Here is an 11,872-nt window from a genome sequence, read left to right as displayed (position 1 = left end):
GTTCGCAGTGTGTCATTAACGTAAAGAAAAAGCCGCACAATTTGTGCGGCTTTTTTTATTTATTCAGCGTTAGGGAATACGCGCTGTACAGTTTGTGTAAATTCATCAAATAATCCGGCGATTGGGTCACCATTTTGAATACGCTTTCCATATCCTTGCATGCGCTCTACAAAATCAGGGTTAGCTGAAACGTAAACATTATCAATGTTTTTGTCAGTAGATCTTACCTTTTTGGCTATTTTTTTCTTCAAATTGTCTTCTACTGCACCTTTATTTCCATTGGTTAAAACGACTGCAACGTAGGCTTGATTTCCAGCCACAATGATATCGGCATGTTTTACTTCTTTTAGGTCTGTTACTTTATCAGCTGCTTCATCAGCAACCTCGAGTTTCCGGTCGTTGTTATTATCGTCATTTACACGATTGTTATTGTTATTGACATTATCAGTAACATTGTTGTCAACATTATCCCGGTTGTTTACATTGCGCATATCGTCATTGGCCGGATTTCGATAATTTACATTTCTTACATCATTATTATCACGTCTGCCCTCACCTTGGTCGGCCACACCGCAGCCAGTCATAAGCAAAGGGATAAGAAGCACAGACGCAAGGACTTGTTTTTTTCCAAGCATGTGAATTCCTCCTTTATCACTTTACGTATAGGTTTTTCTAACTGGCTTTAATTATGCATGCAAATCTGGAGGAAATGCTTTCCCGGGAAATATAACGGTTAATTTGTCTAACGAGGGGGAAAATATGAATACACTGCAAAGGAGGGATCATGTTGTTCAACCAGCGAAGAGGAATCAGCCCCGCAGCATTGATCATAGGATCAACTATGCTTATTGCTGCATTATCACCTCAGATCCGCCAAAGAATCAGCGGGTTTATCACAGGACAAATGAACAGAAGAAATTCAGAAAATAACACGTTTGATGCTTCTAATGTAGGAAACATAGTCAAACAAGCATTTGGCGGCGGCAGCGGTGATAACCAGGACCGTTCGCAGCATCAAAGCCAGCGGCAAAATGGCCGTCAGCACCAGCACGCAGGACAGCAGCAACCACAGCATCAGCATACACAGTCTCAAACTAGGCAACAGCCGTGAAAAAAAGACAGCCGCATTATGCTGAACCCATCCATTTTGAACAAAGCGCAATGAATGTCATGGACGACAACACGATGATGGAAATGCTGGAGGACTTAGAACCCGGCCGTTAAAAAAACGTGTAATCCTGTCGGATTACACGTTTTCATATGTTACGCTTCTTCAGTTTCAATCACTCTGGATTGATCATGAAATGCCCCTTGATCAATTTCCTTTGTGACCTTACTTGTAATAAGACCGGATGTCATGCTTCCGCTGACATTCAAAGCAGTACGCCCCATGTCGATTAACGGTTCAATTGAGATTAACAAACCAGCGAGCGCGACAGGCATGTTTAATGATGATAAAACAAGAAGCGCCGCGAATGTGGCTCCGCCGCCGACTCCGGCAACACCGAAGGAGCTGATGGCAACGACTGCGATAACAGTGATAATAAACACCGGGTCAAATGGATTTTGGCCGACAGTCGGAGCAATCATCATCGCCAGCATCGCAGGATAAATGCCGGCACATCCATTTTGGCCGATCGAAAGGCCGAACGAACCGGCAAAGTTTGCGATTCCTTCCGGCACACCCATACTTCTCTGTGTTTTAATATTCAGCGGTAAAGCACCCGCGCTAGACCTTGACGTAAATGCAAATACAAGTACAGGCACCGCTTTTTTCAAGTAAATCACCGGATTCAAGCCGCTGAACGTCAGCAGCAGCAAATGAATGATAAACATAGTGATTAACGCGGCATATGAAGCAATCACGAACATGCCCAGTTTTAGAATGCTGTCAAGATCACTCGTTGCAATTGTTTTTGTCATGATGGCCAGCACCCCATAAGGCGTCAGTCTCAAAATGAGTGTGACAACACGCATGACAATGGCATAAACGGCATCAACCAGTTTTTTAAATGTTTCTGCCTGTTCCGGCTGTTTGTTTTTTACGCCGAGGAATGCCACTCCAAGAAAAGCGGCAAAAATAACGACAGCGATCGTTGAAGTCGGTCTAGCTCCCGTAAAATCTAAAAACGGGTTTCCAGGCAGCAGTTCAACAATCTGCTGCGGCAGCGTTTTCGCTGTCATATCCTCTGATTTCTGCTGAAGCTCCTGCCCCCGTGAAAGCTCTGTACTTCCTTGGTCAACCTGAATCGCCTGCAGATCAAATGAAAGCGCGGACGCGATACCGACAGCTGCAGCAACTGCTGTTGTTGCTACTAAAATCCCGATAATCAAACCGCTGATTTTCCCAAGATTTTTTGTCAGCTTCAGCTTTGTAAATGCACCGAGAATCGAAATAAAGACGAGCGGCATGACAACCATCTGAAGCAATTTGACATATCCGCCCCCGGCAATATTAAACCAGTCGGCTGTTTGAATGACTATATTTGAAGTCGGGCCGTAAATCAGCTGAAGCGCAAATCCGAATACAATCCCCAGCCCCAGCGCAGTAAATACACGTTTAGAGAAGGAAACATGTTTTTTCTGCATAACAAAGAGCCCTAAGATAAGTAAAAATAAAATAAATACATGTAATACAACCAGTAAAGTCTCCAAAGCAGGTAAACTCTCCCTTCAAATTTTCTCATTTACTATATTACACTAATTCCGATGGGTCAAGTGCGAATTATTTTAACTTATCAATTCAAGTAAAAAAACCTTATATAATGCCTTTTTTGTTCTTTTCTTTCCCTTCCATCTTTAGTACCTTATATAAGGGTGATAATATTTGCTGAAAGAACTGTTTGTAAATTTGACCATTTTAATCACATTTAATTATCTCTTCACCCACCTGTTTAAAGAAAGGCTAGTACATAAAAAAGACAGCATATCTTTTCAAGCTGTTAAAGGACTGGCCTGCGGTTTGCTCGGGGTTATTCTGATGGTTTTTGGATTTACCTATCAGCATTCAATTATTGATCTTCGAAATATCCCTATTATGATTGCCGCTCTTTATGGAGGCTGGGTTTCAACGGCAACGGCTCTGGCCATGATCACTGCAGGCCGCTTGCTGATTACGATGAACACATCTGCACTATACTCGGTTATTATCATTTGTATCGCTGCCATTCCGTCACTCATTGTTTCTAGAAGAAAAAAAGTTCAACTAAAACATGCTTTCTATCTTTTAATCATCACAAATAGCTTGATCTCCTTTTCCTTTTATTTTCTTATAGATTTACATTCATACGAACTTCATTTGTATTTTTGGATCATATCAATAGCGGGCGGCATGCTCAGTTTATATATTATTGATCATGAAACAAATGCACATCTTCTTTTTAAACAATATAAGTTTCAGGCGCACTTTGACTTTTTAACAGGCGTGTATAACCGAAGAAAGTTTGAAGAAACCACAAAAGCTCTGTATCAGCAGGCGGCCGATACCCCGCATTTTCAATTTGCACTGATTTATATGGATATCGATCATTTTAAGACCATCAATGACCAATATGGCCATCATGAAGGAGATCAGGTGCTCAAAGAGCTGGGGTTACGTCTGAAGCAGAGCATCCGAAATACTGATCCTGCCGCTCGGATCGGCGGTGAAGAATTTGCCGTTCTCCTGCCGAACTGTTCTCTTGATAAAGCAGCCCGGATCGCTGAACGGATCAGGAGCACTGTAAGTGATGCACCGATTGTATTAACAAACGGCGAAGAGCTTTCAGTTACGATATCACTAGGGGCCGCTCATTACCCCAATAATACGGAACAGCCAGGATCCTTGCCCATTCTTGCCGATCAAATGCTTTACAAAGCGAAAGAAACGGGACGTAACAGAGTGTGTTTTTCAGAAAAAAAAGAATGAATTCAATGTTCGAATTCATTCTTCCAATCTGAAAGACGGTTCAAAGGCAGAAAAGCCGGGACAAGATCTCCCTGATATTCTTTTTCTATAAATGCCGCTGTATCATCAGCTTGATAAAGCTCAAGAATGGTTTGCAGCGCTTCCCGATCTTGATCCTCCGCTCTGACAACAATCAAATTCATCTCTTCCTCAGACATGAGTCCGCCGCTCTTTAGCGTATGCTTTTTCGGGTTCAGGCCCGCTTTTTTTGCTTCTGATGGTTTCATGACAAACACGTCGGCACCGTTCACTGCATCCTGTTGCCGGACAGCTTTTAATTTCAGGTGTCTCGGATTATCTTTAATCATATCAACTGAACCTGTTCCGTTAAATCCGTTTTTCAGCGTTAGCAAACCCGCTTCCTGGAGCACTGTAAGCGCCCTGCCAAAATCGAACGCTTTATCCGGAACAGAAACGACAGCTCCTCGCGGTATATCTTGGATTCGGTCATATCGTTTTGAATAAATGCCCATAGGCGTTATGTATGTCGTCCCGAGCGGCGCCAAATTAAGTTTGTATTTTTGGGTGAACGCCTGAAAATATGAAATGGTTTGAAAGGCGTTGGCATCAATTTCTTTGTTAGCAAGTGCGATATCAGACTCCGCATAATCAGAAAAAGGGATCAGCTGAATATCCAGCCCTGCCTCTTCAGCCTTTTGAGCAATATAGCTCCATATTGCCCTGTCAGACTCAGCAATCCCGATTTTTATCGATTCATGTTCTGCAGACGGTGAACATGCAGTAAATGAAACGAGAAGAACAAGGACGAAACTGCATATAAGCCACTTTTTCATTGTGACCATACTCCTATCTATGTATTAGAGCATGCAAGCAATATCAGACATAAAAATCATACGCTCTCTTAGTTGATAAACGTTGTCATTTGTAATATTGATTAACTTTTACCTTACTCATATCCAATAAGGTTGTCAATTCCTATTACTTATCTTCCCAAAATGAAGGAATACTAAGGCAAACGTATGATCACATATCGAGAAAACAGATGAATTTCCGTAAATAAATATCAAATTGAAAAATAAATATGGTATTTTCCGAAAAAAATTTCAATAAGCAGTTGTTTTTTCTGAAGATTACTGGTAGAGTAAAGGTAATTATTTTTGTTCGAACTATCTTTAAGAAGAAAGTTTTGTAAGAGTTTTCGTCTTGAAAGTTTGTTAAGAGCAAGAATAGTGAATTTAAGCGTTATGATCGCTTTAGGAGGAAATTTCATGTTAGAAGGTAAAGTAAAATGGTTCAACTCTGAAAAAGGTTTCGGATTCATCGAAGTAGAAGGTCAAGACGATGTATTCGTTCATTTCTCTGCTATTCAAGGCGAAGGCTTCAAAACTTTAGAAGAAGGCCAAGCTGTTTCTTTTGAAATCGTTGAAGGAAACCGCGGACCACAAGCTGCTAACGTTACTAAAGAAGCGTAAGCATATATTGATATGAAAAACTGCAGGTGCAAACCTGCAGTTTTTATTTTGACAAAAAAGCTGTTTTGCATAAGCAAAACAGCTTTCTTTATTAGTTTGCAATATCCCGCTTCATGAAGATTCCGAAAGCAAGCAACAGGAAGATGATAAAGTAGATCGCCAGCATGACGATAGAAAACGTCATAGTCATCCCTTTTATTAACGGTGTGCCATCCACATACTGAGTCAAGTCGACATTAGCAAACAATATATACTTTGCCCAGTCAAATTTCGCTGCAATAAATGCCGTTGCAGTCGTACCGGCAACCAACAAGAAGATGGAAAAACCAACCGCAAGAGAGCTGTTTCTGAATACCGCAGACAGCATAAACGCCATCGTCGCCACCATTAAAGCCGAGACGGATTCAGAAAGATACGTTGTGGCCAAGTGACTCATCATGTTTTGCTCAATGACATGGCCATCCTTATAGATTAAATGAATATTCGCGGCGGTTTCACCACCCGTCCCGAAGAAAATCAACCCTAACAAAGTAGAACCGATAAATAAAATCAACAGCAATAGGAACCCAAACAGGAGAACTGTAATATATTTTGACATCAAAATTTGAAAACGGCTGAGCGGGCGGATCATTAACAGCTTAATGGTTCCCCAATTAAATTCGTTCGCGACAATTCCGGCTGCGATAATAATGGTAAACAGTCCGGTAAGGATGGTAAAACCTGCTGAATCCGTTACATAAGACCATACAGTATAGCCCGTGTCATTTGAGATGTTATGTTCAATGCGATAGTTGTTGAGTGTGATTATTTCTTTATATCCATCTTTCAGTGAAGGATCGTCTTTGATTTCTTTCTTTAATTCGGCGTTTTGTGCTTGAAGTTCTTGTTTCCAATGAGAATTTGCTTCACCGGCAGAAAAATGATTCGCCAAAAATGCAAATCCAACCATTGTCAGCCCCAGAATTCCGATCATCACCCATGTTCCGGCACGGCTGAAAATTTTGAGCCACTCATTATAAATCAAATTAAGCATGCTGAACCTCCTCTTTTGTTTCACCTGTCATTTCTAAGAAACGGTCCTCTAATGATTTTGTTATGACCTTGACCTCATAAATACGGATTTGCTGCATCACCAGCAATTCAATAACCGCAGGGACTTCGTCTTTAGCCAGTTTGATTTCTACACCATTTGTCTTACTCAGCAAATCGTACTGATTTAAAACAGCAGCGGCTTCACTCGGCTGCTCAACCTGGAAGAAATATGTATCGTTCTCATCAATGTTTTCATCTTTTACATTTTGAATATCAATCAGCTTTCCTTTTTGCAGAATCGCAATTCGATCACACATCAGTTCCATTTCTGACAGCAGGTGGCTTGAAACGATGACAGCCATTCCTCTTTCTCGGGTCAGCTTCTTTAAATGATCTCTGATTTCTCTGATCCCCGCTGGATCAAGGCCGTTTGTCGGTTCATCCAAAATCAGCACTTTCGGATCGTGCAGAAGGCATTGTGCCAAGCCAAGACGCTGTCTCATCCCCAGAGAATATGTTTTCACCTTGTCGTGGATTCTGTCTGTTAAACCGACCAGTTCAACAACTTCATCAATTTTTTCCTTCGTGACACCCTTGACCATCCTTGCGTATTGCTGGAGATTTTTATATCCGCTCAAAAATTTATACAGCTCGGGATTCTCAACGATCGCTCCGATATGCTTAATCGCCTTGGCATATTCTTTCGTAATTGATTGGCCGCAAATGAGGACATCACCTTTCGACAGCTTCATTAACCCCACCATCATCCGGATGGTTGTCGTTTTCCCCGCTCCGTTTGGTCCTAAAAAACCGAATACCTCGCCTTCACGAATCGTAAAACTGAGATCATCAATGATCGTTCGGCCTCTGATGTTTTTAGTCACGTTTTTCAATTCCAACACTGTTTTCATCATATTCCTCCTCTTTCTAGCAAACTTCCATTTTTGATTTAAACCATTGCAAAACAGACATGCCTTCCTGTTCACGAATATCTTCTACTTCACGATGCGCAACTTTTTCTCCATTGGCGAGGATGATTACTTCGTCTAACAAAGTCTCGATTTCATCAATTTCATGTGTCGCAATCACGACAATCTGCTGCTCAAAATCAATGTACGACACAAGGCTGTTTACGATGGAGTCCCTGACCATCGGATCAAGCCCGGAAAAAGGTTCATCAAGCAAGATGACGTCTGCCCGTCTCGCTAAAGCAAGAACGATTTTCAGCCTGCCCCGATTTCCTTTTGATAGCTTTTTGATCTTTTTTTCCGGATTCAGCTGCATCTCATTCAATAGCTTATAAGCCTGTTCTGTTTGAAAATCAGGAAACTGCGACTGATAAAAATTCACCATATCTTTAACAGTGAAATGCGGATAAAACATATCAAGCTCAGTAAGATAAGCCGTTTGACGCACCATTTCTCTCGTAACCTGCTCTTCATCAACTTTCACAAATCCTGAAGTCGGAAACAGAAGGCCAGCCATCATTTTCAGGGTCGTTGACTTGCCGCTGCCGTTCGGTCCGATCAGGCCATAAATCCGTCCGGATGATAGGGTGATTGACACATCATTGACGGCCGTATGGCGGCCGTATTTTTTTGATACATGTTCTAGCTTGATTTCCATTTTAGCCTCCCTCTGTGAATGTTTTAATCCCTTCTACCATTTCCTCTTTCGTTAGCCCCAGCTCTTTCATTTGCTTGACAAAGCCTTCCAGCACCTCTCGTGTCAGCTTGTCTTTCAGCTCGTCTACGATTTCTGCTTTTTCCGCAATAAACGTCCCTTGACCTCTTCTTGTCTCCACAATACCCAGCCTTTCCATCTCACTGTAAGTTCTTTGAATTGTATTGGGATTTACCTTAGTTTGAATCGCCATTTCTCTTACTGAAGGAAGCTTGTCTCCTGGGAGCAGCTCCTTCCTGACCAGTCTATAAAAGATCTGATCAGCGATCTGCAGATAAATCGGTTTCGAGGATTGGAATTGATTGTCCATATTTACACCTCTACTTTACGATCAAGCAGTTTTGAAGCCATGATGAGCAGCAAGAACGTGATGACTATAGCAATAGGAAACCCTAGCACAGACAGATGGATAGGTTTTAGTTCCAATCTCCAAACATTATGGAAGTGGAAATCAAAATTGCAATAGACTGTTACAGGCCAGAAATGCTTTTGAGATTCAACCAAAGGGCTTATGATGTATTCATCGAAGAATAACCACATTGCGACCAACAGAACCATCGCAGCCCACCGCATTCCGCGCCAATTTCTGAGAGAGCGAAAAACAGTCCAAAACACAATGACTGTTACTGACATATCTAACGAAGAAATAAGCCCATACATATTCAGCAAAGCCACTGTACTCGTTATATCAACTTGATGCTCCAGCAGATTTTTTACAGAGAGCATATGATACATCCATATGCCATAGGCTGTTAATGCCAACTGAATCACAAATTGATAGAGCAAAGATGCTGCCAATTTAGAAGAAAACAGCCATAAGCCGCCATTTGGATTGTACAGCCAAAGCTGTGATTTCCCTTCCTTGCGAAGGTGATAAAACACAAAAACAGGAGATAAGAAAAGCAGAAAAAAAGCAACTGCAACAAAAAAACCAAAAATGACTAGAGGTTCTTTCGCGCGAGAAGCTATAATATGGCCTGTTCCCAATAAGAAAATGATTCCGCATATCCATACTAGCAGCCACATTCTTGAAAGCTTGATATCTTTCTTTAATAAACCTAAAAAAGAATTCATGTCTTTACCTCCCGGAAAAAATCCTCGGTGTATGAGTAACATAGTACACTAGATCAAGATGGATTACAACATATTCCATGGATTTATTTGATAAAAACATAATTGATGGAAACAGCAAAAAGGCAAACCCGCATGAGTAAACGGATTTGCCTTTTTCATTACTTTTTCTTATTTTTCATAGAGAGCAGCGCATCACGATAGCTGCGGTCCTGCATTTTGTCACTTTCCTCAGTGACCTCTTCTTCTGCATGAACTTCATCAGAATGCTTAAACTTTTGCAGCGCCTGCCTGTAAATATCATCACCCATTGTGTCACGCTTCTCTTTTGGAGAATCGTTTTTGACAACGGATGGCGTATGCTCGGCAGCCCTTGCTTCAGCAGGGTAATGCGCTTCGTTTTTTTCCTCTTCTGGAGGTGCGATTCTATCGGTTGCTTCTTGCTTCTCAGGTCCAGGTGAGGCGTTGCGGACGTTAAATGTAATAAGGGCCGCAATGACAATGACAGCAGCAATTATTGCTATAATAATGGCCATTTCAACCTCTCCTTACTGTCCTGCTGTTAGGTTTCCTGTGACTTGGCTGACACGTCTTCCCAACGCGCGTCCAAGCTGAATACCTTCCTCAGACATTAACTCATCACTGTCTACCGGACAAGTGACACCTGCTCCGTAATAAGAGCCATAAAGTGCGTTTTCAGGCACGTTGCCAGGCAGTCCGACAACAATCATGCCTTGGTGGAACATCGGCGTGATTAAATTGTGCATTGTCATTTCCAAGCCGCCGTGTGTTGTTGCCGTTGTGCAGAAGACAGCACCGACTTTGTTGATCAGCTCGCCTTCAGCCCACAAGTAGCCAAGTCTGTCGATCCAAGTTTTAAGACCGGAGCTGATTGTTCCGAAATGCCCTGGGCATCCCCAAATAATCGCATCCATATCTTTAAGCTTGCGGATATCAGCCTGATCTACATGGTCGATGAACACTTCAGCCGCGTCGTTTTCTCGCGCGCCTTCAGCAATTGCTTCTGCAAGCACTTTAGTATGTTCGCCTTCACTATCATACACTACATAAATTTTCATTCAGGAAACCTCCCTGTACAGATTAAGATTCCTTAGCTTCTTTTGGAGCAGGAAGTAATGAAAGCTCCTCTTTTTTCTTCTTACGCAATTTATCTTTTCTGACGTCACGCAGGAAGATACTTAAAATCAAACCTGCTACACAGAATAAGGTTGCCCACATAAAGGCATCATTTATCCCCATGACATTGGAATCGAGTGACGCGTGTTTATAAATATGTGAGTACACATATGTTTTCGCCGTATCATAAGACACATTCATATTCACCATTAAATTCGAAACTGCATTTTGGAACGCATGGAGGAAGTTCGGGTCCGCCGTGCTTGTTTTATCTGCAATTTGTGAATAATGGAATGTCGTCCGGTTTGTATAAATCGTCGTAATTAAACTTGTTCCGATTGATCCGCTGATTTGGCGAAGCGTGTTGCTCATCGCCGTTCCGTGGCTGTTCAGACGGGCAGGAAGCTGGTTCATCCCGGCGGTCATGACTGGCATCATTAAGAGAGACATACCAAATGCACGAATTGAATAGATCAGCATGATGTGTGTATATGGTGTATCAATTGTCAATTGCGTGTATTGATATGTTGTTACCACTGTCACGAGAAGCCCGATAATCGCAAGCGGTCTCGGCCCGAATTTATCAAACAAAATACCTGAGATCGGTGACATAATCAGCATAACGATCGCACCCGGAAGCAGAAGCAGACCGGATTGAAGCGCCGTAAAGCCGACCAGGTTTTGCAGATAGATCGGTAAAAGGAACATACCAGTGTAAAGTGCCACTGTTATAATGATATTAATGACACTCGAGAGTGAGAAAATGTCATATTTAAACACTCTGAAATCAAGCATCGGATCATCATGACGCAATTGCTGAACAACAAAAGCAACAATTGCAATGGCTCCGATAATAACTGTAGACAATACAATCGGGTCGGTCCAGCCGTCAGACCCGGCTTCACTGACTCCGTATAATAAGGAGGCGAATCCGACAATCGAGAGGATTGCGCCAAGAGTATCGAGTTTGATTTTTTGCGGCTCCACCATATTTTTAAAGATGAAGAAAGCCACAATGATAACAATTGCGCCGATCGGCACAAGTCCGTAAAACATAATGCGCCATGTATAATGCTCAATAATCCACCCGGAAAGAGTCGGGCCGACCGCTGGAGCAAACATCATCGCTAGCCCGAAAATCCCCATTCCTTTCCCCCTGCTTTCAGGCGGGAAAATTAACAGAATGGTTGTCATAACGAGCGGCTGCAAGATACCTCCGCCCACGGCCTGAATCAAACGGCCGATCAGCATTGTAGAGAAGTTAGGTGCGATACCGCAGACTAACGTACCGAGCGTAAAACAAAACATCGCGACGAGAAAGAGACTCCGCTGGCCAAATCGTGTAATCAGGAAAGCAGATAACGGAATCAATACACCGTTAACAAGCATGTAACCTGTTGTCAGCCACTGAATCGTCGTTGCACTTACGCCAAATTCAGTCATTAAGTGCGGCATTGCAACATTAAGCAGTGTTTGGTTTAGAATTGCCAAAAATAAACCCGCCATTAGCACAATCAGCAATGACATAGGGTTTTTTGCATTTTTTTCTTTGCCTGTAGCCATCTAAGAC

The 11,872-nt window shown here is 42.2% G+C and carries 13 protein-coding genes and 2 pseudogenes; 3 read left to right on the top strand and 12 right to left on the bottom strand.

Annotated features, from left to right (window positions below; genetic code table 11):
* Positions 1-59: 59 nt before the first annotated feature.
* Positions 60-635: a YhcN/YlaJ family sporulation lipoprotein gene (locus WA279_RS16955; protein WP_326223866.1), complete on the bottom strand. Its 576-nt coding sequence runs from the start codon at positions 633-635 to the stop codon at positions 60-62.
* 149 nt (positions 636-784) lie between these two features.
* Between WA279_RS16955 and WA279_RS16950 the strand changes: the two are divergent.
* Positions 785-1,224: pseudogene (locus WA279_RS16950) on the top strand (hypothetical protein).
* A gap of 39 nt (positions 1,225-1,263) precedes the next feature.
* Here the strand turns inward: WA279_RS16950 and tcyP are convergent.
* Entirely contained in the window at positions 1,264-2,655 is a 1,392-nt protein-coding gene (gene tcyP / locus WA279_RS16945; protein ID WP_336156081.1) for an L-cystine transporter TcyP, read from the bottom strand.
* Positions 2,656-2,827: 172 nt separating this feature from the next.
* Between tcyP and dgcK the strand changes: the two genes are divergently transcribed.
* On the top strand, positions 2,828-3,907 hold the full coding sequence (dgcK, locus tag WA279_RS16940) for a diguanylate cyclase DgcK (RefSeq protein WP_015383186.1): 1,080 nt from the start codon (positions 2,828-2,830) through the stop codon (positions 3,905-3,907).
* 2 nt (positions 3,908-3,909) lie between these two features.
* On the opposite strand, the gene WA279_RS16935 is transcribed toward dgcK, so the two are convergent.
* Positions 3,910-4,740 (bottom strand): MetQ/NlpA family ABC transporter substrate-binding protein, encoded by an 831-nt coding sequence (locus tag WA279_RS16935; protein ID WP_336156080.1) that lies wholly within the window; start codon positions 4,738-4,740, stop codon positions 3,910-3,912.
* Positions 4,741-5,175: 435 nt separating this feature from the next.
* Here WA279_RS16935 and cspB point away from each other — a divergent pair, with 435 nt between their 5' ends.
* The gene (gene cspB / locus WA279_RS16930) at positions 5,176-5,379 is read left to right on the top strand and encodes a cold shock-like protein CspB (protein ID WP_003224086.1); all 204 of its coding nucleotides are present in this window, start codon (positions 5,176-5,178) and stop codon (positions 5,377-5,379) included.
* A gap of 91 nt (positions 5,380-5,470) precedes the next feature.
* On the opposite strand, the gene WA279_RS16925 is transcribed toward cspB, so the two are convergent.
* From WA279_RS16925 to WA279_RS16885, 9 genes and pseudogenes are all read right to left on the bottom strand, one after another.
* Positions 5,471-6,412: an ABC transporter permease gene (locus tag WA279_RS16925; RefSeq protein WP_336156079.1), complete on the bottom strand. Its 942-nt coding sequence runs from the start codon at positions 6,410-6,412 to the stop codon at positions 5,471-5,473.
* Positions 6,405-7,322 (bottom strand): ABC transporter ATP-binding protein, encoded by a 918-nt coding sequence (locus WA279_RS16920; RefSeq protein WP_336156078.1) that lies wholly within the window; start codon positions 7,320-7,322, stop codon positions 6,405-6,407. Before WA279_RS16920 ends, WA279_RS16925 begins: the two co-directional genes overlap by 8 nt.
* A 16-nt stretch (positions 7,323-7,338) precedes the next feature.
* Positions 7,339-8,037, bottom strand: a complete 699-nt coding sequence (locus WA279_RS16915; RefSeq protein WP_336156077.1) for an ABC transporter ATP-binding protein — start codon at positions 8,035-8,037, stop codon at positions 7,339-7,341.
* A 1-nt stretch (position 8,038) separates the two neighbouring features.
* Positions 8,039-8,404 carry a GntR family transcriptional regulator gene (locus WA279_RS16910; protein ID WP_015252495.1) on the bottom strand — a complete coding sequence of 122 codons (366 nt, stop codon included), beginning with the start codon at positions 8,402-8,404 and terminating at the stop codon, positions 8,039-8,041.
* Positions 8,405-8,406: 2 nt separating this feature from the next.
* Positions 8,407-9,168, bottom strand: coding sequence for a hypothetical protein (locus WA279_RS16905; protein ID WP_336156075.1), 762 nt, complete (start codon positions 9,166-9,168; stop codon positions 8,407-8,409).
* 4 nt (positions 9,169-9,172) lie between these two features.
* Positions 9,173-9,327 (bottom strand): annotated as a pseudogene (locus tag WA279_RS16900) (hypothetical protein).
* Positions 9,327-9,701 carry a hypothetical protein gene (locus WA279_RS16895; protein ID WP_003233427.1) on the bottom strand — a complete coding sequence of 125 codons (375 nt, stop codon included), beginning with the start codon at positions 9,699-9,701 and terminating at the stop codon, positions 9,327-9,329. Before WA279_RS16895 ends, WA279_RS16900 begins: the two are co-directional and overlap by 1 nt.
* Positions 9,702-9,713: 12 nt before the next feature.
* Entirely contained in the window at positions 9,714-10,244 is a 531-nt protein-coding gene (locus WA279_RS16890; protein ID WP_003233428.1) for an NAD(P)H-dependent oxidoreductase, read from the bottom strand.
* A gap of 22 nt (positions 10,245-10,266) precedes the next feature.
* Complete coding sequence (locus WA279_RS16885) at positions 10,267-11,865, bottom strand: MFS transporter (RefSeq protein WP_003233429.1); 1,599 nt, start codon at positions 11,863-11,865, stop codon at positions 10,267-10,269.
* Between the last annotated feature and the right edge of the window lie 7 nt (positions 11,866-11,872).

This window comes from Bacillus sp. 204(2023) (assembly GCF_037027505.1).
Lineage (GTDB): Bacteria > Bacillota > Bacilli > Bacillales > Bacillaceae > Bacillus > Bacillus subtilis.
This window is presented reverse-complemented; position numbering and strand designations above follow the sequence as displayed.